16 protein-coding genes and 1 pseudogene are annotated in these 21,786 nt (G+C 68.1%); 14 read left to right on the top strand and 3 right to left on the bottom strand.

Going from position 1 to position 21,786, the window contains the following annotated elements:
- From RJ03_RS25705 to RJ03_RS25685, 5 genes and pseudogenes are all read left to right on the top strand, one after another.
- Positions 1–1,339: pseudogene (locus tag RJ03_RS25705) on the top strand (hypothetical protein); the annotation flags it as partial.
- A 54-nt stretch (positions 1,340–1,393) separates the two neighbouring features.
- Positions 1,394–3,262, top strand: coding sequence for a dynamin family protein (locus tag RJ03_RS25700; protein WP_036506554.1), 1,869 nt, complete (start codon positions 1,394–1,396; stop codon positions 3,260–3,262).
- Positions 3,263–3,306: 44 nt separating this feature from the next.
- Positions 3,307–4,902, top strand: a complete 1,596-nt coding sequence (locus RJ03_RS25695; protein ID WP_232329647.1) for a dynamin family protein — start codon at positions 3,307–3,309, stop codon at positions 4,900–4,902.
- Positions 4,903–5,023: 121 nt separating this feature from the next.
- Positions 5,024–5,911 carry a haloalkane dehalogenase gene (locus tag RJ03_RS25690; RefSeq protein WP_036506552.1) on the top strand — a complete coding sequence of 296 codons (888 nt, stop codon included), beginning with the start codon at positions 5,024–5,026 and terminating at the stop codon, positions 5,909–5,911.
- A 44-nt stretch (positions 5,912–5,955) separates the two neighbouring features.
- Positions 5,956–6,813: an RNA polymerase sigma factor gene (locus RJ03_RS25685; RefSeq protein WP_036506584.1), complete on the top strand. Its 858-nt coding sequence runs from the start codon at positions 5,956–5,958 to the stop codon at positions 6,811–6,813.
- Positions 6,814–6,817: 4 nt separating this feature from the next.
- Here RJ03_RS25685 and RJ03_RS25680 read toward each other — a convergent pair whose 3' ends face one another.
- Positions 6,818–7,978: a zinc-binding dehydrogenase gene (locus RJ03_RS25680; RefSeq protein ID WP_036506549.1), complete on the bottom strand. Its 1,161-nt coding sequence runs from the start codon at positions 7,976–7,978 to the stop codon at positions 6,818–6,820.
- Between the two features lie 146 nt (positions 7,979–8,124).
- Here RJ03_RS25680 and RJ03_RS25675 point away from each other — a divergent pair, with 146 nt between their 5' ends.
- From RJ03_RS25675 to RJ03_RS25640, 8 genes are all read left to right on the top strand, one after another.
- Entirely contained in the window at positions 8,125–9,198 is a 1,074-nt protein-coding gene (locus RJ03_RS25675) for a DUF1707 SHOCT-like domain-containing protein (RefSeq protein ID WP_167332007.1), read from the top strand.
- 9 nt (positions 9,199–9,207) lie between these two features.
- Positions 9,208–10,029, top strand: coding sequence for a DUF1707 SHOCT-like domain-containing protein (locus RJ03_RS25670; protein WP_063820444.1), 822 nt, complete (start codon positions 9,208–9,210; stop codon positions 10,027–10,029).
- A 123-nt stretch (positions 10,030–10,152) separates the two neighbouring features.
- Positions 10,153–10,803, top strand: a complete 651-nt coding sequence (locus tag RJ03_RS25665) for an HhH-GDP family DNA glycosylase (RefSeq protein WP_036506546.1) — start codon at positions 10,153–10,155, stop codon at positions 10,801–10,803.
- 331 nt (positions 10,804–11,134) lie between these two features.
- On the top strand, positions 11,135–12,976 hold the full coding sequence (dnaK, locus tag RJ03_RS25660; protein ID WP_036506545.1) for a molecular chaperone DnaK: 1,842 nt from the start codon (positions 11,135–11,137) through the stop codon (positions 12,974–12,976).
- Entirely contained in the window at positions 12,973–13,629 is a 657-nt protein-coding gene (gene grpE, locus RJ03_RS25655; RefSeq protein WP_036506542.1) for a nucleotide exchange factor GrpE, read from the top strand. The genes dnaK and grpE overlap by 4 nt, the downstream gene beginning before the upstream one ends.
- A gap of 39 nt (positions 13,630–13,668) precedes the next feature.
- Positions 13,669–14,841 carry a molecular chaperone DnaJ gene (dnaJ, locus tag RJ03_RS25650; protein WP_036506540.1) on the top strand — a complete coding sequence of 391 codons (1,173 nt, stop codon included), beginning with the start codon at positions 13,669–13,671 and terminating at the stop codon, positions 14,839–14,841.
- The gene (locus RJ03_RS25645; protein ID WP_036506537.1) at positions 14,841–15,236 is read left to right on the top strand and encodes a heat shock protein transcriptional repressor HspR; all 396 of its coding nucleotides are present in this window, start codon (positions 14,841–14,843) and stop codon (positions 15,234–15,236) included. The genes dnaJ and RJ03_RS25645 overlap by 1 nt, the downstream gene beginning before the upstream one ends.
- Before the next feature lie 383 nt (positions 15,237–15,619).
- Positions 15,620–16,789, top strand: coding sequence for a globin domain-containing protein (locus RJ03_RS25640; protein ID WP_036506535.1), 1,170 nt, complete (start codon positions 15,620–15,622; stop codon positions 16,787–16,789).
- 28 nt (positions 16,790–16,817) lie between these two features.
- On the opposite strand, the gene RJ03_RS25635 is transcribed toward RJ03_RS25640, so the two are convergent.
- Both RJ03_RS25635 and RJ03_RS25630 read right to left on the bottom strand, forming a co-directional pair.
- Positions 16,818–17,603 (bottom strand): FAD-binding oxidoreductase, encoded by a 786-nt coding sequence (locus RJ03_RS25635; RefSeq protein ID WP_083871327.1) that lies wholly within the window; start codon positions 17,601–17,603, stop codon positions 16,818–16,820.
- Positions 17,604–17,728: 125 nt separating this feature from the next.
- Complete coding sequence (locus tag RJ03_RS25630; protein WP_036506533.1) at positions 17,729–18,886, bottom strand: FAD-binding oxidoreductase; 1,158 nt, start codon at positions 18,884–18,886, stop codon at positions 17,729–17,731.
- 278 nt (positions 18,887–19,164) lie between these two features.
- Here RJ03_RS25630 and clpB point away from each other — a divergent pair, with 278 nt between their 5' ends.
- Positions 19,165–21,732 (top strand): ATP-dependent chaperone ClpB, encoded by a 2,568-nt coding sequence (gene clpB, locus RJ03_RS25625; RefSeq protein WP_036506575.1) that lies wholly within the window; start codon positions 19,165–19,167, stop codon positions 21,730–21,732.
- Positions 21,733–21,786 lie beyond the last annotated feature (54 nt).

Here is a 21,786-nt window from a genome sequence, read left to right as displayed (position 1 = left end):
GGGTGGTGCGGCGAATGCCGGTGCAGGTCTCGGTGGTGCCCTGAACGGTGCCGCGAACGCTGGTGCAGGTCTCGGCGGTGCCTTGAACGGTGCGGCGAATGCCGGTGCCGGCCTCGGCGGTGCCGTCAACGGTGCCGCGAACGCCGGTGCCGGACTGGGCGGTGCCGTCAACGGTGCGGCGAATGCCGGTGCCGGACTGGGCGGTGCCGTCAACGGTGCGGCGAATGCCGGTGCCGGGCTCGGAGGTGCCTTGGGTGGTGCTGCGAACGCTGGTGCCGGGCTGGGCGGTGCCTTGAACGGTGCGGCGAACGCCGGTGCCGGGCTCGGCGGTGCGCTGGGGGGCGCGGCGAACGCTGCCGCGGGGCTCGGGGGTGCTACCAGCATCGGAGCCGGGCTCGGTGGGGCGGTGGCCTCGGGGGCGCAGGGCGCTACCGGGCTGGAGACCGGGTTGTCGGGTGGTCTCGGCGGCGCGGTGCACAGCGGCGCAGATCTGTCCGGGGCCGCGGCTTCGGGTGCTCATGCGGCCGGGGATCTGTCGTCCTCGCTGTCGGGTGCGGCGACGTCCGGTCTGAACGGCGCGACCGGCTTGGGAACCTCGCTGTCCGGATCGGCCGATGCGGGAGCGCACACGGCCGGCGACTTGGCGACCTCGCTCTCCGGAGCCGGCGCATCGGCCGTGCACGGTGCGGGCGACCTGGGGACGTCGTTGTCCGGCGCGGGTGCGGGGGCTGTCCACAGTGCGGGCGATCTCGGCGCGTCTTTGTCCGGTGCCGGCGCCGGAGCCGTCCACAGTGCCGGTGACCTGGGTACGTCGTTGTCCGGGACCGCGGCGTCGGGTGTGCACAGTGCCGGTGATCTGGGCACGTCGTTGTCCGGTACGGCGGAGTCCGGTCTGCACGGTGCGGGCGGTCTGTCGAGCTCGCTGTCGGGCGCGGCGGATTCGGGATTGCACGCGGGTGCCGATGCGAGTTCGGGTCTGGCGGGCTCGGTCGACTCGGGACTGCACGCCGGTACGGATGCTTCGTCGGCGCTCTCGGGTACGGCCGCGGGCACCTGGTCCGGTGTCGATGTGTCGCACGCGTTCGGCAGCGGCGTCGGGACCGATATCTCCGGCGTCGGCGCCTCGGGTATCGGCGGCGGCGTGGACAGCGCCCTCGGCGGAACTGCGCACAGCGGCATCGACAGCACGCTGGCGGCGGGCGGTAACGGCTCGCTGTCCGGCGGGCTCGACACCGGCGGTCACACCGACTCGAGCCTGTTCGGCGACGCGTCCGGCCATGCCTCGACCGTCACCGATACGCACGCCTCCGGTGACATCACCGGCGGACTGCTGCACTGAGGGTAGCGGCGAAGTACTGAATTCGGTAACGAAACAGGTTGGGGTGCAACGAAAATGAGCAGTGTGGTCGCGGCGAACACCGCCCCGGAGGCGCCTGCCTCACCGCTGTCGCGGATTCTCGCCGAAACCATCACCGCCGCGCGCACCGCCGATCGCGACGATCTGGTCGGCCGGCTGGAGGTGCTGGCCGGCCGGATCCGCGACCCCCGCCGCCGCATCGTGGTGGTGGGGCTGGGCAACCAGGGCAAGAGTCAGTTCGTCAACGCGCTGCTGAATCTCGACATCAGCCCGGTCGGTGACGATGCGACCACCGGGGTGCCGATCGTGCTCGCTCACGGCCCGCAGGCCCGGGCCGAGATCGTCATCACCACGCCGTCCGGTGACGAGCGGGACAATCGGCGGATATCGGTGCCGCTCGGCGATATTCACACCGTCACGCCGCGGTCTCCGCACGGCCGGGTGGCGCGGGTGGAGATCGAGCTGCCGAATCCGCTGCTGGCCGACGGGATCGTCGTCATCGACACCCCGCCGGTCGGCGGTCACGCGACAGCCACGGCCGCGGCGGTTCTCGCCCTGGCCCCGGCCGCCGACGCGGTGCTGGTGCTCTCGGACGCCTCCACCGAACTGACCGAACCGGAGGTCGACTTCCTGCGGCAGGTGCGCGAATTGTGCCCGGCCGTTGCCCTGATACTCAGCAAGATCGACCTGTATCCGCATTGGCGCCAGGTCATGCAGGCCGATCAGGCGCATCTGGAACGTAATCGCCTGGCCCTGCCGATCATTCCGGTATCGGCGCTGCTGCGCAGTCACGCCATGCGGCTGCAGGACCAGCAGCTGGGCCGGGAATCCGGTTTCGGTGTGCTGTTCGACTTCCTGCGGGAACAGGTGGTCGCCCGGGATCAGGCGGCCGCGCAGCGCGCGGTGGCGCTCGATATCTCCTCTGCCGCAGAGCATCTCGCGCTGGCCCTGAGCAGCGAGCTGGTCGCTCTGCGCGACCCCGAACGCGGTGCGGCGGCCATCCGCGAACTGCGCACCGCCAAGGCGCAGGCCGAGGAGCTGCATCGCCGGACCGCCGCCTGGCAGCAGACGCTGGGCGACGGCATCACCGATCTGGCCGGCGATATCGATCACGATCTGCGAGATCGGTTGCGCGCCATCGGCAGAACCGCCGAGGAGTGGGTCGACGAGAACGACCCCGGGAGGCTGTGGGATCAACTGGAGCAGTGGCTGATGCAGACGACCGACACCGCCATCGGCGACAATCTGCTGTGGACGCATCATCGCGCCATCCACTTGGCCGAGCGGGTCGCCGAGCACTTCCTGGAGTTCGGCGCGGTGGATCTGCCCGCGGTGCGGTCGGGTTCGGAGCTGGAGGAATCGCGCGTGGCGGGGGTGACGCTGGCCGATCTCGAGCCGGATCTCGGCATCGGCCACAAACTGCTCGTCGGTATGCGTGGTTCCTACGGCGGCATGGTGATGATCGGCCTGGCCAGTACGGTCGCCGGCCTGGCCCTGATCAATCCGGTCTCACTGGGCGCGGGTGTGCTGTTGGGCGGCAAGGCGTTTCGTGACGACAAGCGGGAGCGGCTGGCCCGCAAGCGCAGCGAGGCGAAGATGGCGGTGCGCCGCTACCTCGACGATGTGAGTTTCGAGGCGGGTAAGGAGTCGCGCGACCGGCTGCATCGCATTCATCGCATTCTGCGCGATCATTTCACCGGAATCGCCGACCGGAGCCTGCGCTCGATCAACGATTCGCTGCAGGCCGCGCAGGACGCCGCCGGCGTGGCCAACGCTCAGCGCGCCGAGCGGTGCGCGGAACTCGAGCGGCAATTGCGCGTGGTAGCCGAACTGCGACGTCATGCCGATGTGATGCTGCCGCCTGCGGGTGCGTCCGGACGTCATGCGCGCGGGGCGCAGTCGTAACCCACGGCACCGGGATTCCCAGACTGCTCGGGTACGGTCGACGCGTGAGTTACCAGGTCAGCGACCAGACGCCGGGCATCGTGGGGGAGGCGCGCCGGTTGGTTTCGGCCGCCCGCCAGGCCTACGCGCCGCGTTCGCGCCCCGCCGCGATGCTCGGTGACTGTGCGCGCCGTCTCGACCAACCGCTGCGGGTCGCGCTGGCCGGGCAGCTCAAGGCGGGTAAATCGACATTGCTGAATGCGCTCGTCGGACAGGACATCGCGCCGACCGATGCCACCGAATGCACCCGGATGGTGACCTGGTACCGCCACGGCCCGGCGCCGCGGGTGAGCGCCCTGGCCACCGACGGCGCGAGCGCCGATGTGGTGGTGCGGCGCACCCCCGGCGCCGACGGTCTGCCCGGGGCGCACGGGTTGAGTTTCGATCTGTCGGCGCTGCGCTGGAACGCCGCCGGCGAGCACGAGGTCGACCATCTGGATGTGCAGTGGCCGGCCGCCACCCTGGCCCGCACCACCATCATCGACACCCCGGGGACCTCGTCGTTGTCGCGGGAGGTGTCGCTGCGCACCTCGCGCCTGCTGACGCCCGACGAGGATGCGGCGGTGACCGTGCCCGAGGCCGATGCGGTCGTCTATCTGCTGCGCCGGCTGGACGCCTCCGATATCGGATTCCTGGAGCGCATCGGCTCCGGAGGTGCTGCCCGGCAGGGTGTTTCGGGTCCGCTCGGCGTGATCGGGGTGGTCTCCCGGGCCGACGAGATCGGCGCCGGCCGCATCGATGCCCTGCATTCGGCGCGCGAGGTCTCGGCCAGGTTCGCCACCGAACTGGAGCGAACCGGGTTGTGCCAGGCGGTCATTCCGGTCGCCGGTCTGCTCGCCTTCGCCGGCGCGACGCTGCGGCAGCGCGAATTCGACGCCTTCGAGGCGCTGGCGCGGATCTCGGTGGACGATCTGAGCATCGCGCTGCTGTCCGCGGACCGATTCGCCCATCCGGAGTTGCCGCTGCCCGTGCCGGCGGATCTGCGGGCGCACCTCGCGGCCCGGTTCGGCCTGTTCGGCATCCGCATGGCGGTGACGCTGATCCGCTTGGGTGTGCGCGATTCCGCCACGCTGGCACGGGAACTCGCCGAGCGCAGCGGTGTGGAGGAACTGCGCACGGTGCTGGATGTGCAGTTCGCCCAGCGAGCCGACCAGCTGAAGGCGCATTCGGCGTTGACGGCGGTGGCGCGCATCGTGGCCGCCCATCCGGGCACGCGCGCCGACGACCTGCTGCCGCATATCAACAGCCTGTTGGCGGATGTGCACGGATTCGCCGAGCTGCGTCTGCTCGGGCGGTTGCGCACCGACGAATTGCCGCTGCCCGCGGACGATGTCACCGAGTTGTACCGATTGATCGGCGGATCCGGGGTGGCACCGCACCTGCGCCTGGGGCTGCCGCCGGACGCTCCGGGCGGTGAAGTGCGGGCACACGCTGTGGCGGCGGTGCGGAAGTGGCGTGGCCGGGCGCGCCATCCGCTGGCCGACCGATTCACCACCGAGGCATGTCTGATCGCGGCGCGGAGTGCGGAGGGAATCGTCGACCAGTTGCGGGAACCGGAAACCACGCCGATGAGCCGGGTGCGTCCGCCGCGCGCCCGCTGATCCCTCGGCACTGCGATGTGTCCCGCATCACAGTGGATGTCTGTCACAACCTCGTCCGGCCGGTGTCGAAACCGGATGTAAGGGCCGCATAGCCGGCCGGGCACCGATCCGAGGACACATCATGCCGACCGTCGTGACTCTCGATTCCTTCGTCAACTACCGCGAGAGCGGCACCGGACCGGTTCCGGTGGTCTTCCTGCACGGCAACCCGACCTCGTCCTATCTGTGGCGCAACGTGATTCCGCACGTCGACCCGCTGACCCGGGTGCTGGCGCCGGATCTGATCGGGATGGGTGAGTCGGGCAAGCCCGATATCGCCTACCGGTTCGCCGATCACGCCCGCTACCTCGACGCCTGGTTCGATGCCCTGGAACTGGAGGAGGTCGTGCTGGTGGGGCACGACTGGGGTGGTGCGCTGGGGATGGACTGGGCCGCGCGGCATGCCGACCGGGTGCGCGGCGTCGCGGTGCTCGAGACGTTCCTGCGCCCGCTGCGCTGGTCCGAGATGCCCGAACAGGGCGCGGAGCTGTTCCGGCGGTTCCGCTCACCGGAGGGCGAACAGATGATCCTGCGCGACAACATGTTCATCGAGTTCAATCTCCCGTTCGGCGCCCGCAGCCTGACTCCGGCCGACCTCGACGTGTATCGCGCGCCCTATCCGACGCCGGAGTCGCGGCGGCCGATGTTGGTGTGGCCGAGGGAGATTCCGTTCGACGGGGAGCCCGCCGACGTCGCCGCCGTCGTGGAGAACTACGGCCGCTGGATGGCCTCCACACCGGATATCCCCAAGCTGGTGATGGCTGTGGATGCCGGCGTCGGCCTCGGATCGTCGGACGCGGTGGAATGGGCGCGGCAGACCTTCGCCGCGGTCGAGGTCGTCGGAATCGGTGCGGCCGGACACCACGCACCCGAGGACCGTCCCGACGCGATCGGAGCGGCCGTCGCGACCTGGCTGCGCGGCTCGCGGCTCACGGCACCCCGAACCGAGGTCCGGACAACGCGGCAATGACCTGCGCCGTTGCGGTGCCGTCCGCGGCACCGCACGATAGGTCGATGAGCGTTGACGACGCCGACGAGCGGGTGGCCGAGACCGCCCTGGTCGATCGCGCCGTGGCCGGTGACCGCAGCGCCGTCACCGAGGTGGTGCGACTGCTGCAGGATCCGCTGTACCGCTTGGCATTACGGATGACCGGCAATCCGTCCGACGCCGAGGACGCGGTGCAGGAGATCCTGCTGCGCGCCGTCGGCAATCTCGCGAGCTGGCGCGGCGAGGCGAAGCTGACGACCTGGGCCTATCGCATCGGGGTCAACTATCTGCTGAATCAGCGCCGCCGCAGCCCGCAGGAATCGGCACTTCTGGATCTGGACGGCTTCGGGGCCAATCTGCTGGAGGGACTGGCCGAACAGGAGTACCGGGGCCCCGAGGCGACGGTGCTCACCCGGGAGGTCCGGCTCGTCTGCAGCCAGGCGATGCTGCAATGTCTCGCTCGTGACGAACGGGTCGCGTTCGTCCTCGCCGATGTCTTCGAACTGTCCTCGGCCGAGGCCGCGTGGATTCTCGGCATCGGCGCGGCTGCCTATCGAAAACGATTGGAACGGGCGCGCACTCGGCTCGGCAACTTCCTCGACTCCACCTGCGGAGTGGCGAATCCGGCAGCGCCGTGCCGATGTTCGCGCCGCGTGCGGACCGCCGTCGATCAGGGCCGGGTGCGGCCCGGCAGGCCCGGCCTCGCCGGTCACCCGGTGACGCCCGGTGGTCGCAGCGCTGCCGATGCCGAAGCGCAGATGGCCGGCCTGCACGACGCCGCGTCGATCCTGCGGGCCCATCCGGATTACGCGCTGCCCCCGGCCCGGCTGGATGCGATCGCGACCCTGCTGGACTCCGGACGCTTCCCCTTGCTCGACCGCTGAACGATCACACGTCGATCAGTGAACTCGACGGGTCCACAAGGATTTTCGCGTGCTGTTCGGGGCTGCCCAGAGCGGTGAAGGCATTGTCGACACCCGCCAATCCCACCGTTCCGGTGATCAGCGGGGCCGGGTCGACCTTACCGTCGGCGATCATGTGCAGGGTGTCGCGGAATTCGCCCGGGTCGTAGCCGAAGGCGAAGCGCAGTTCGATCTCCTTGTTGATCGCCATCGCGGGCCGGAACCGGTCGGTCTCCATACAGACCCCGACGACCACGATGCGGGTCAAAGGCGGTGCGTCGGTGAGCAATTGGTCGATGATGCCCGGTACGCCCACACATTCGAACACCACCGGCCCGCCCGGCGCCGCGTCCAGGCTGTGCGCGAGGCGGAACAGGTACCACCAGGGCAGTTTCGGGATGCTGCGCAGTCGCGTCATGGTGTCGAAACCGAGATTGAGGATATCGGTGACACCGGAGATGCGGCCCTTCGCGGGGTTGGCCGTCCACGGCGATTCCAGATTCGGATCCACCACCACATTCGCGCCGCACCGGCGCGCCAGTTCGCGGCGGCGGGGTGAGAAGTCGCTGGCGACAATATTTTTCACGCCGGCGGCGCGCAGCATACTGATGACCGCGAGGCCGATCGGCCCGCAGCCGACCACGAACGCCGGCTGGTTGCGACCGACGCGCCCCTTACGCACCGCATGCCAGGCGACGGCCATCGGCTCGGTCAGTGCCGCATGGTCGGTGGCCAGGCCGTTGGGTACCGGAAACGTCATGGATTCCTGCACCACGACCTGTTCGGCGTAGCCGCCGGGCGCCTGCTCCGACAGCCCGGTCAGTTCGGGGGTGCGCCCGTTGCGCACGATCGGCAATGCCACCACACGGGTGCCCGGCTGCCAGCGTTTGCGGCAGCCGGGGCCGTATTCGACAATCTCCCCGACGAATTCGTGCCCGAGCACCACACGCTGATGGGAGCGCATGAAGTTCGGATAACCGGTGACGGCCGCGAGCTCGGCCAATTCGTCACAGTGCAGGCGGGCGTGCAGATCGGATCCGCAGATCCCGCATCGCGACACCGCGATCACCAGCTGTCCGGGCCCGGGTTTCGGCGCCGGGATTTCCGCGACGTCCAGCTTGCCTTCCGAACACACCACGGCCTTCATATCCGCACGGTACCGCGCGGGATGTGCCGATTCAGCGGGATTGCGGAGGAACGCCCCAGCGACCGGAAAGACCCCGGAGGTCGGGGGTCGCCCCTGTCGCGCTGCGACACGCCGAGCTGCTGATGCCGAGTCGCTACCATCCAGGGGTGAGCTCTTCTGGGTCCGGAATGCCGGGTATGCCCGCACCCGGCAGTATGCGGGCCCGCGATATGGACAGGGTTCAAGCGCGCACCCTGCTCGATGCCGCCTTCGACGAGGGCCAACTGGGCGCCGACGAATATCACGACCGATCCGACCGCGCGGCCACCGCCAAGACCGTCGGCGAACTGCGGAATCTGGTCGACGACCTGCAACCGCCCGCAGGCGGTGCGCAATGGAAGCAGCCGCCGGGTCCGCCCCGGCGGGCAGGCCGCTATCCGGCCCACATCCGTGCCCGCGACGCCGATCGGGCCGAAACCTGCCGCGCCCTCGACACCGCCCTGGCCGACGGCCAGCTCTCGGCGGAAGAACATCAGACCCTCACCGATCTGACCGCGGCCGCCGAAACCCTCGGCGATCTGGCCGAATTGACCGCGGATCTGCAACGCCCCGCCGAGGCGCCGATCGATCCGCGGGCGGGGATGCGGAGCCGGACGGCGTGGTTCGCGGGCGCGGTGGCGGTGGCCGTGACGGCTGCGGCGGTGGGTGGATATCTGCTGACGCATCGGGTCGCCCCCACGCCTGAACCGGTGGTGGCCGCGGCGCCACAGGTGGTGCGGCCCATGGTGATCGAGACGCCCGACCTCACCACGGTGGCCGGCTTCGAGAAGTTCCGCGCCGATTATCGCGCGAAATTCGGCGACAACACCGTCGATGATCTGTCGCTCTTCCCGGATCATGCTTCGGTCGACCGCACGTCGGCGGGCCAGCCGAATCGAGTGGCCGACTACTCCTATCGGGGTGGTTTCATGCAGTCGACCGCCATCACCACCCGTTCGGCCGACAAGCCGATCTTCGACCTCGCCGCGGTGAACACGTCCGCGTTGAGTGACCTGATCGCGCGGGCGGTACCGCTGCTGAAGGTCCCCGGCGGCGCGGTGAGTCATATCGGCATGGGCATCGACACCATCAGCAAGGTGCCGACGATCAGCATCTACGTCGGCAATTCGTTCAACGAGAACGCGTACCTGGAGGCCACGCCCGCGGGCGATCCGATTCGCGTCTATCCATTCCACACATAGGTGCCGCCGATGGGAACTTTCGACACATCCCGCCGTACCGGCGCGTCCTCCGGCGCCGCGAACAGTGCTTTACGCGTGCGTGATTCGGATCGCGTCGACGCCTGCGCACTGCTGGACGCCGCCCGCGACGACGGCCAGCTCTCCGATGGCGATCACCAGCGGCGCACCGCCGCGGCGATGAGCGCCCGCACCTTCGCCGATGTGGAGAAGGTGATCGGCGATCTGCAGATTCCGGCCAATCTGGTCGACGCTCCCGTCGTGCGCCCGGCCCGGCGACGACGGTCCAGGCGTTGGATGGTGGCCGGTGGGGCCGTGGCGGCCGCGGCACTGATCGGAATGTTCTGCGGCTGGGTGAGCAGTGACAACGGTCCGCTCGCCGATCGCACGCCGCCGGATATGACGACCGCCGCCGGCATCGAAGTGTTCCTCTCCGATTACCGTCAGCACTACGGCGATCTGCTTGCCGACGACGTGACGTTGATGCCGGAGCACGCCTCGATCGAGCGGCCCCGCCCGGGGGATCCGTCGACCACCGAAAGAGCCTCCTACAAGGGCGAATTCGACACCTGGACGACCAGCAGCCGCGATCCGAAACTCGCGCCGATCGACCTCGGCACGATCGATGTGCCGAAGTTGGCGGCACTGCTGGCCGGCGCTCCGCGAACCGTCGGGTCTCCGCAGACGAAGGTCAGCCATCTGATCATCGGGCGCGACAGCTCCGCACCCGACCACCCGCCGACGGTCACGATCTTCACCGAAGGCGCTCGCAGCGGCCACCTGGTGGTCGCGCCGTCCGGCGAACCCCTGGTGATCTTCAAGTCCCAGCCGTGAGGCAGTGATGTCTCCAGCTGTGAGGCAGTGAACGCCGGCCCCGTCCTCCCCGGCGGGTTTCACCTGCGCGTCTCGGGTTAGCCGGGAAGTGAATCGCCGGGTCGACGAAAGTGGGGTTCGCAGATGAGCGGGAACGAGGATCGGATCGCCAGGGAACTGCTCGACCGAGCGGGGACCACCTATGCGGCCGAGGCGGGAATCTCCCTCGCCGACAAACCGGCTCCGCTGTTCCAGCTCCTGGTGCTGGCTCAACTGATGAGCGCCCGGATCACCGCCGATATCGCCGTCGCCGCCGCGCGCGAACTGAGATCGAGCGGTTACCGCACCCCGCAGCGCGTCGCCGAGGCCGAGTGGCAGGACCTCGTCGACGCGCTGGGACGCGGCCACTACCGCCGCTACGACGAATCGACCGCCACCCGGCTCGGTGAGAATGCCACGATCCTGCTCGACCGCTATCACGGCGATCTGCGGAAACTGGCCGACGAAGCGGATCGCGACCCGGATCGGCTGGCCGAACTGCTGCAGCAGTTCAAGGGGATCGGGCCGACGGGCGCCGAGATCTTCCTGCGTGAGGTGCAGGACGTGTGGACCTGGGTGCGCCCGCATTTCGACGACCGGGCCCGTAAGGGCGCCGATCTCCTGCATCTGTCGACCGATCCGCAGCGGCTCGATCGCCTGGGCCGTTCCGGCCACGACGCGGAGCTGGCCGCCGCCCTGGTCCGGGTGAGCCTCGACAAGGATCTCGCCGATCAGGTGCTCGCGGCCGCCGGCTGAGCTCGCAAGAGATCGAAACGCCTGGTCATCCGCGTATCGCGGTATCCGGCCGGGTGTTCGCCGCCGGGGCGGGAAAATTTTTCGCCCCCGGCGGGAATGAACCGTCCGCCCCGCTCGTTGAGCTGTTCGACGCAAGGTTGAGTGCAATTGGCTCAAGTTTCTGGTTGACTCCGACGGGATCGGGGGGCAGGATTGAGCCGACCACGCTCAGTGTTGCTGAGGACCGTGCTCCGTGCGGTGTCAGGGGCGAGGTCCGACCGGCACGAACAAGTGCCGCGCGCAGGGTCGCCCCCTGCACCACACACAGTTACATCACCTAGGAGGAACCACTATGGCTCGTGCGGTCGGTATCGACCTCGGGACCACGAACTCGGTCATCGCTGTTCTCGAAGGCGGTGAGCCGGTCGTCGTCGCCAACTCGGAAGGTTCGCGCACCACCCCGTCGGTCGTCGCGTTCGCCAAGAACGGAGAGGTTCTCGTCGGGCAGCCGGCCAAGAACCAGGCGGTGACCAACGTCGATCGCACCATCAAGTCCGTCAAGCGCCACATGGGCGAGGACTGGACGGTGGAGATCGACGACAAGAAGTACACGGCGCAGGAGATCAGCGCCCGTACCCTCATGAAGCTCAAGCGCGACGCCGAGTCCTACCTGGGCGAGGAGATCACCGACGCGGTGATCACCGTGCCCGCCTACTTCGAGGACGCGCAGCGCCAGGCCACCAAGGAGGCCGGCCAGATCGCGGGTCTGAACGTCCTGCGCATCGTCAACGAGCCGACCGCCGCCGCCCTGGCGTACGGCCTGGACAAGGGCGACAAAGAGCAGACCATCCTGGTCTTCGACCTCGGTGGCGGCACCTTCGACGTCTCGCTGCTGGAAATCGGCGAGGGCGTCGTCGAGGTTCGTGCCACCTCCGGTGACAACCACCTCGGTGGCGACGACTGGGACAACCGGATCGTCACCTGGCTGGTCGACAAGTTCAAGGCCAGCTCGGGCATCGACCTGACCAAGGACAAGATGGCCCTGCAGCGTCTGCGTGAGGCCGCCGAGAAGGCGAAGATTGAGCTGAGCTCCTCGCAGAGCACCTCGATCAACCTGCCCTACATCACCGTGGACGCGGAGAAGAACCCGCTGTTCCTCGACGAGCAGCTGACTCGCGCCGAGTTCCAGAAGATCACCTCCGATCTGCTGGATCGCACCCGCGCGCCGTTCCAGTCGGTGATCAAGGACGCCGGTATCTCGGTCAAGGACATCGACCACGTCGTGCTCGTCGGTGGCTCCACCCGTATGCCCGCGGTCTCCGAGCTGGTCAAGGAACTGACCGGCGGCAAGGAGCCCAACAAGGGCGTGAACCCGGACGAGGTCGTCGCCGTCGGCGCCGCCCTGCAGGCCGGTGTGCTCAAGGGGGAGGTCAAGGACGTCCTGCTGCTCGATGTCACCCCGCTGTCGCTGGGTATCGAGACCAAGGGTGGCGTGATGACCAAGCTCATCGAGCGCAACACCACCATCCCGACCAAGCGGTCGGAGACCTTCACCACGGCCGACGACAACCAGCCGTCCGTGCAGATCCAGGTCTTCCAGGGTGAGCGCGAAATCGCCTCGCACAACAAGCTGCTCGGCTCCTTCGAGCTGACCGGCATCCCGCCGGCCCCGCGCGGCGTGCCCCAGATCGAGGTCACCTTCGACATCGACGCCAACGGCATCGTCCACGTCACCGCGAAGGACAAGGGCACCGGTAAGGAGAACACGATCAAGATCCAGGACGGCTCCGGCCTGTCCAAGGAGGAGATCGACCGGATGATCAAGGACGCCGAAGCGCACGCGGCCGAGGACAAGTCGCGTCGCGAGGAGGCGGAGACCCGCAACCAGGCGGAGTCGCTGGTCCACCAGACCGAGAAGTTCATCGCGGACAACTCCGACAAGGTGCCGGCCGAGACCAAGGAGAAGGTCGAAGCGGCCATCGCCGAGGCCAAGCAGGCCCTGCAGGGCAGCGACATCGCCGCGGTGAAGTCCGCGGTGGAGAAGCTGGCCACCGAATCGCAGGCCCTGGGCCAGGCGATCTACGAGGCTTCGGCCGCCGAGGGTGGCGCCGCCGCCGACGGTGCGGGCAACGCGTCCGCCGGTGACGACACCGTGGTCGACGCAGAGGTCGTGGAAGAGCCGGAGAAGAAGTGACGGAACACAGCGGCGGGCCGCTCGATAACCACGGCCCGAAAGAGGAGCCGGTCACCATCGTCGACAACCGGAAGATCGACCAGGACGGGAAACCGTCCGCTCCGCAGGGTGATGTGAGCGAGGCCGCGGCGAATTCCGCCGCGGCCCCCGCCGCCGAGGGTGACGCCCTCGCCGACAGCATCAGCGCCGAATTGTCGGAGCGCACTGCCGATCTGCAGCGGCTGACCGCGGAGTACGCGAACTATCGCCGCCGCGTCGATCGCGACCGCAAGGCCGCCATCGATTCGGCCAAGGCCGCGGTGGTCACCGAATTGCTCGGTGTGCTCGACGATCTGGATCGTGCCCGTGCTCACGGCGATCTCGAGTCCGGACCGCTGAAGTCGGTCGCGGACAAGCTCGCCGACGCGCTGCAGAAGCAGGGCCTCGAGGAGTTCGGTGCCGAGGGTGAACCTTTCGACCCGACCCTGCACGAGGCCGTGCAGCACGAGGGTGAGGGACACAACCCGGTGATCGGGGTGGTCATGCGTAAGGGTTACCGCTTCGGCGACCGCGTCCTGCGCCATGCGCTGGTCGGAGTCACCGATGGGGTAGCGGATCTGTCCGACTCGTCGGACACTGCGAATGCCGGCCGAGATGCCGACGGTGCCGAGTAACACACAGTCGCGCAACGTGACGGAAGGAGGAGATGCCCGGTGAATCGGGAGTGGCTGGAAAAGGACTTCTACAAAGAGCTGGGTATTTCCTCCGGCGCGACCCAGGACGAGATCAAGAAGGCCTACCGGAAACTGGCCCGGGATCTGCATCCGGACAAGAATCCGGGAGATACCAAGGCCGAGGAGCGCTTCAAGGCGGTCAGCGAGGCGCACGCCGTGCTGGCCGATCCGGAGAAGCGCAAGGAGTACGACGAGGCCCGGCGGTTGTTCGCCAGCGGCGGTTTCGGCCGCGGCGGCTACGCACCGGGTGGCGGCTACACCGGCGGTGGTGGCTTCTCCAACGAATTCAACCTGGGTGACATCTTCGGCGGTGCGGCCGCCGGCGCGGGTGACGGCGGTCTGGGGGATATCCTCGGCGGCCTGTTCAACCGCGGTGGCACACGGACCACGTCGCGCCCGCGACGGGGCAGCGATGTGGAGACCGAGACGACTCTCGGGTTCCGTGAAGCGGCCCAGGGCGTGACCGTTCCGCTGCGGATGACCAGTCCGTCGCCGTGTACGACCTGTCACGGCAGCGGCGCCAAGCCGGGCACCAGCCCGCGAGTGTGCCCGCACTGCAACGGAACCGGCGTGATCAGCCGCAACCAGGGCGCGTTCGGGTTCAGCGAACCCTGTGACGACTGCCGTGGAACGGGCTCGATCATCGACGATCCCTGCACCGACTGTCACGGCACCGGTATCCAGAACCGGACCCGCACCATCACGGTGCGCATCCCGCCCGGGGTGCGCGACGGGCAGCGGATCCGGCTGGCCGGTCAGGGCGAGGCGGGTCTGCGCGGCGCGCCGGCGGGTGACCTGTACGTCACCGTGCACGTCAGCCAGGACAAGGTCTTCGGCCGCAACGGCGACGACCTGACCCTGGTGCTGCCGGTCAGCTACAGCGAATTGGTGTTGGGTACAACGGTTTCCGTGCCTACACTGGAAGGCAGAGTCGGAGTGAAGGTGCCACCCGGCACCGCCGACGGCCGGACGCTGCGGGTGCGTGGGCGCGGTGTGCCCAAGCGCGGCGGCGGCGCCGGTGACCTGCTGGTCACGGTGAAGGTCGCGGTACCGCAGAAGCTGGACGACGAAGCCTCCGAGGCGCTACGGCGTTACGCGGAGGCGGAGAAGGCCGGCGGGTTCGACCCGCGCGCAGGTTGGGCAGGTGCGTAATGAACGGTGATCCGAAGAATCGGGCAACCGGCACCGAGTACTTCATGATCTCGGTGGCGGCTCAGCTGGCGGGAATGCACGCACAGACGTTGCGGACCTACGACAGGCTGGGATTGGTTACGCCGCAACGCACTTCCGGCGGCGGCCGGCGTTATTCGTCACGGGATGTGGAACTGCTCCGCGAGGTGCAGCGCCTGTCGCAGGACGAGGGCGTCAACCTGGCCGGGATCAAGCGGATCATCGAACTCACCAATCAGGTCGAGGCGCTGCAGCAGCGGGTGGGTGAATTGACCGCCGAGGTCGACCGCCTGCGCGCCGGGCACCGGCCCGATCTGGCTCCACCGCAACGTAGTACCGCACTGGTGGTGTGGCAGCCGCGCAACAAACGGCGGTAAAGCGGGTTCGGCGCGGCGCAGTTCCGCGACCGAACACACTGTGCGACAGCGCCCCCGATCGGGGGCGCTGTTCGCGTCTGCGGATGCCGGATGGTTGCCCAGCATGCGACCGGCAAATCTGAAAATCGCGTATCGAGCCATGCACGACTACTCCCGAACACGCCGAAATACTTAGCGTGTCACGGTCTTTGGGTCGGTTTCCAGGGGCCTACACACCCGCGGACCTTGGTTCCGCCGAATTACCTCCCTGTTGTTCCATCAGTGCGTCCCGCACCTGGCAAACCTCGCCTACACTCGGTCTCCATCGGCTGCGCCGCGTGTCCGGCGGCACCGCGCTCACCGGACCGGCCCGTGTTCGACGTGCGAAATGGGGTTGTGGACAGATGGATTCGCGGACCGTCGCGTTGATCAGAACGACGTTCAAGGCGGTGGCCGCGGAGGACGGCGGCCCCGAACAACTCGCCCGCTCCTTCTACGCCCTGCTCTTCACCGAATATCCGCAGCTCCGGGACTTCTTCCCCGCGGCCCTGGAGGTGCAGCGCGACCGGCTGGTCAAGGCCATCGGGTATGCCGTGGACCGGCTGGAGGAGCCCGAGCAGCTGCTACCCTTCCTGGCCCAGCTCGGTCGCGACCACCGCAAATACGGCGTCGTAGCCGAACATTATGCCGCCGTGGGCAATTCGCTCAAAAGCGCCTTGCGAGCCCACGCCGGAACCGAATTGTGGACCGACGAGGTGGAGCAGGCCTGGGATGCCGGCCTCGGGCTGATCACGGAGACGATGATCGGCGCCGCCGAACTGGAGACGACACCGCCGGTCTGGACCGGAACCGTCGTCGAACATCGCGAGGTGCTGTGCAATCTGGTCGTCGTCCGGCTGCGGCTCGACCAGCCCATGTCCTATGCGGCCGGACAATATGTGAGCGTGCAGATCCCGGCCCGCCCGCGGATGTGGCGGTACCTGTCCCCGGCGATTCCGGCGAATCCCCAGGGCGAGATCGAATTCCATATTCGCAGCGTCAGCGGCGGATGGGTGAGTCCGGCGATGGTCGGCCACACCACGATCGGTGACCAGTGGCTGCTCGGGGCGCCGCTGGGTGGGCTCGGGGTGCCGCGCAACACGCGCCGGAAGATGCTGATGGTGGGCTGCGGCACCGGAATCGCGCCGCTGCGTGCGCAATTGCTGGCGATGTCCCGACGTAGATCCAATCCGAAGGTCCACCTGTTCGTCGGCGGCCACCATCCGTGCGATCTCTACGATCTGCCGACGCTGAGCGAACTGGCCGTCGCGAACAAGTGGCTCACCGTCGTTCCGGTCACCGAAAGCGACGACAACCCCTGGTGGTACTATCACCCCGAGCGTGTCGAATCCGATCTTCCGGGCATAGCGCCGCGTGAAACGGGCCAGATCGGAGCCGTGGTGGCTCGCGGCGGCGATTGGTCGGACTGCGATGTCCAGATCGTCGGATCACCGAGTACGGTGCAGACCACCAAATTCCGGTTGATGGCGGCGGGCACGCCCACCGAGAACATCCGCCACGATCCGCTGCTCTAGACGCCCGCCGAGCGGGTCCCGGAGCGGATCAGAGCCCGTCGAAGCGAATCGCCTCCGCCGGCGTTCCCGTATTGACCAGCACTTCCAGCGTGGCCTGGGTCATTCCGGGCGAGCCGCACACCAGGACCTGGTGGTGCAGCAGCGGGCCCATATCGCCCACCACATCGGCCAGCGTGCCCTCGAGCATCTCGTCGACATCGAATCCGACATCCACGCGGCAGCTCTCGTACCACTGGTCGACCCAGTTCGGATCCTCGGCCCTCTCGACCACCGGGATCACCGTCAGCCAGGGCATCTCGCCGGCGAGCAGGTAGAGCATGTCGGAGGCGTAGAGGTCGCGCGGGCTACGCCCGCCGATGAACAGATGGGTGCGCGGCGGCTGCGGGCGACGGGACAGATCCAGCAGCAGTGAGCGCATCGGCGCCAAACCCGTTCCGCCGGCGATCATCACGAGGTCGGTGGTGCCGGGGTCGACGCTCAGCCACCCTGCCGGGGCACTGATCCGCCACTCGTCGCCGGGGGCCGTTTCGGTGACGATCGATCCACTGCACCATCCGCCCGGGACGGTGCGGACGTGGAATTCCAGTTTGCCGTCCAGGGAGGGCGGCAGTGCGGGCGACAGCCGGCGTCGCATACCCGGATGCTGCGGAATCTGGACCTCGACCGACTGACCCGGTTCGAACGGGACGAATTCGCCGATCAACCGGACCACCGCGAGATCGTGGCGCAGCCGATGATGTCCGACGACGGTCGACGACCATTCCGTCGGCGCGTCCAGCCGAATCTCCCCGGTCTCATCCGGCCCCAACGTCACCGTTCCTCCTGTGCTCCGCGGGATATCCGCCGCGTCCGAAAAGTCTTGTGCCGGGCCCGGTCCCGTGCGTGCGGGCCCGCCCACCAAGGTACGCCGTGGACGCCCGGTTGCCTACCGATTGCCGCTCACACCGGATCGGCGGCGATGATGTGTTCGGGGGTGCCGACCGCCAGCAGCGCCCGCCTGGTGTCGGCGATCATCCGCGCCGATCCGGCGATCTGGATCTGCCGATCCGACCATGAGCCGAAGCTGGCCACGACCGCGCCCAAATTCCCGATCAGCCGCCGATGCATGCCGTAGGGCGGATCGGCGGGCGGATGCGGATGCCACCACGGATTCGTATCGCTCTCGCAGACCGGCACCACCGTCAGCCACGGATTGCTCAGCGACAGCTGCCACATGTTCTCCACGTCGTAGAGATCGCACGGATAGCGGCCGCCGATGAAGAAGTGCACGCGCGGGTTGACGCCGCGCCGGCCCATCTCGATCAATTGGGCACGCAGCGGCGCGATTCCGGTGCCGGAGCCGATCATCAGCACATCGCGCTGTGAGTCGGTGTCGATGTGCAGACCGCCCAGCGGCCCGGCGATCAACCAGGTGTCGCCGACCTCGGTTTCGCCGACGATCGCGGGACTGACCCACCCGGTGCGGATCTTGCGGACGTGGAATTCGATCTCGCCGTACGGGTTCGTGGGAATGGCCGGGGACAGATACCGCCACATCTTCGGCCGCTGCGGGATCGACACCGGCACGTACTGGCCGGCCTGATAGGGGATCGGCTCGTCGGACTGCAGGCGCACGATCGCCAGGTCGTCGAGTACGCGCCGATGGCCGACCACCGTCGCTTCCCAATACGGTCGCGAGGTGTCGGAATTGGCGCCGATGGCCATCGAGGCCGAGATGAGGATCGCGATATCGCGCCAGCCGTCCTCCAGCTCGTGTGTCCAGAGGGGGCCGTTGTAGGTGACGAAGGCGGCGAGCAACGCGCGTCCGGCGGCATCGTAATGTGCCGCCTCGACACCGTATTTGCGGTGGTCGAGAGCCAACTGTTCCAGGAACCCCTGGGCGCGATCCCAGTTCTCCAGATGATCCAGCACGAACTGGATGGCGGTGCACACCCGCTTGGGCTGCATATCCATCGTGTGCGGGAACAAGTCGCGCAGACCGGGAGCCTCCGCGAACAGATGCCTGTAAAACGCGCCGATCAGTCGTTCGGGCCCTTGCGGCGCCTCGACGATCGATCGGAAGTTGGCGCGGACCAGCGCTGCCGAACGCGCATCCACGACGTCGAGCTTCCTTTCCGTCAATGTGTCCGACCACCGCTGCCGCGTCGTCGGCCTCCGCGGACCAGTATCCCCGAAAAAACCGTGGTCGTACGGTGATGAGCGGATCACTTTACCCAGATCCGCCGAGGGTGAAACGATTGGCCACAGGTTCGGAGAATATGTCAAACTTGAGCGGAACAGACTCAACTCCTACCGCGTTGAACTGTCCAGAAGAGTTCGTGCGGCCCGCGCGGACCTGACCGACAACCACGCGAGACGACCGTAGGAAGGTGATCGTGGACTCGTTCAACCCCACCACCAAGACTCAGGCTGCCCTGACGGCGGCCCTGCAGGCGGCCTCGGCCGCCGGAAATCCGGAGATTCGTCCGGCTCACTTGCTGGTGGCGCTGCTGGATCAAACCGACGGCATCGCCGCCCCCCTGCTGAAGGCTGTCGCCGTCGACCCGGCAGCGGTGCGGCGCGAGGCGCAGGACATCGTCGACCGGCTGCCCCGCGCGACCGGCGCCACCACCCAGCCGCAGCTCGGCCGGGAGGCGCTCGCCGCGCTCACCGCGGGTCAGCGCCTCGCCACCGAACTCGGTGACGAGTACGTCTCCACCGAGCACGTCGTGGTGGGGCTGGCCGAGGGCGATTCCGACGTCGCGCAGCTGCTGCTGAAGTACGGCGCCACCGCCGACGCGCTGCGCGAGGCGTTCACCGCGGTCCGCGGCAACACCCGCGTGACCAGTGCGGACCCCGAGGGCACCTATCAGGCGCTGGAGAAGTACTCCACCGATCTGACCGCCGCCGCCCGCGAAGGCAAACTCGATCCGGTCATCGGCCGCGACACCGAGATCCGGCGCGTGGTGCAGGTGCTGAGCCGGCGCACCAAGAACAACCCGGTGCTCATCGGCGAACCCGGTGTCGGTAAGACCGCCATCGTCGAGGGACTGGCCCAGCGCATCATCGCCGGTGACGTCCCGGAGTCGCTGCGCGGGAAGACACTGGTCTCGCTCGACCTCGGCGCGATGGTGGCCGGCGCGAAGTATCGCGGTGAGTTCGAAGAACGGCTCAAGGCGGTGCTGGAGGAGATCAAATCCAGTGCCGGACAGATCATTACGTTCATCGACGAACTGCACACCATCGTCGGCGCCGGCGCGACCGGCGAATCGGCCATGGACGCCGGCAACATGATCAAGCCCATGCTGGCGCGCGGTGAACTGCGCCTGGTCGGTGCGACCACGCTCGACGAATATCGTCAGCACATCGAGAAGGACGCCGCCCTGGAGCGGCGGTTCCAGCAGGTGCTGGTCGGCGAGCCGTCGGTGGAGGACACCATCGGCATCCTGCGCGGACTCAAGGAACGCTACGAGGTGCACCACGGTGTGCGGATCACCGACTCCGCGCTGGTGGCCGCCGCGACCCTCAGCGATCGCTACATCACCTCGCGCTTCCTGCCCGACAAGGCCATCGACCTGGTCGACGAGTCCGCCTCCCGGCTGCGCATGGAGATCGACTCGCGGCCCGTCGAGATCGACGAGGTCGAACGGGCGGTGCGCCGCCTCGAGATCGAGGAGGTCGCCCTCGCCAAGGAGACCGACGAGGCGTCCAAGCAGCGACTCGACAAGTTGCGCCAGGAGCTGGCCGACGACCGCGAGAAGCTGAACCAGCTGATGGCGCGCTGGCAGAACGAGAAGCAGGCCATCGACTCGGTCCGCACGATCAAGGAGCAGCTGGAGGCGCTGCGCGGTGAATCCGAGCGCGCCGAACGCGACGGCGATCTGGGCAAGGCCGCCGAACTGCGCTACGGCCGCATCCCGCAGCTCGAGAAGCAGCTCGCCGAAGCCGAGAAGAAGGCCGGCACGGCGGGCAGCGGCAGCCTCGAGGACGAGGTGATGCTCAAGGAGGAGGTCGGACCGGACGACATCGCCGAAGTGGTCTCCTCGTGGACCGGCATCCCGGTCGGCCGCATGCTCGAGGGCGAAACCCAGAAGCTGCTGCGGATGGAGGAGGAACTCGGACATCGGGTCGTCGGACAGGCCGAGGCCGTCACCGCCGTCTCCGATGCGGTGCGCCGCGCCCGGGCCGGGGTCGCCGACCCGAACCGGCCGACGGGTTCGTTCATGTTCATCGGACCGACCGGTGTCGGTAAAACCGAGCTGGCCAAGGCGCTGGCCGACTTCCTGTTCGACGACGAACGGGCGATGACCCGCATCGATATGAGCGAATACTCCGAGAAGCACTCGGTGGCTCGCCTCGTCGGCGCCCCGCCCGGATACGTCGGCTACGACCAGGGCGGCCAGCTCACCGAGGCGGTCCGGCGACGGCCGTACACGGTGGTGCTGTTCGACGAGATCGAAAAGGCGCACCCCGACGTCTTCGACATCCTGCTGCAGGTATTGGACGAGGGGCGGCTCACCGACGGTCAGGGCCGCACGGTGGACTTCCGCAACACCATCCTCATCCTCACCTCCAACCTGGGCGCCGGTGGCGAGAAGGAGTTCGTCATGAACGCCGTGCGCTCGGCGTTCAAGCCGGAATTCCTCAACCGCCTCGACGACGTCGTGATGTTCTCCGCGCTCGACGAGGAACAGCTCGAGAACATCGTCGACATCCAGCTGGCGCAGCTGCAGAAGCGGCTCGCGCAGCGGCGGCTGAAGCTGGACGTGAGCGATTCGGCGCGGTTCTGGCTGGCCGTGCGCGGTTACGACCCGGTCTACGGTGCCCGGCCGCTGCGCCGGCTGATCCAGCAGGCCATCGGCGATTCGTTGGCCAAGGAATTGCTGGCCGGTGAGGTCACCGACGGCGATCTGGTGAAGGTCAACGTCGCACCCGACGGCGACGGGCTGATCGTCGGACGGTGACGACCGGGCTCGATGCTGGGCTCGATTCGGGGGCTCGATGCCGGGGCGCGGTGT

The organism is Nocardia aobensis NBRC 100429 (genome assembly GCF_000308375.1).
Lineage (GTDB): Bacteria > Actinomycetota > Actinomycetes > Mycobacteriales > Mycobacteriaceae > Nocardia > Nocardia aobensis.
This window is presented reverse-complemented; position numbering and strand designations above follow the sequence as displayed.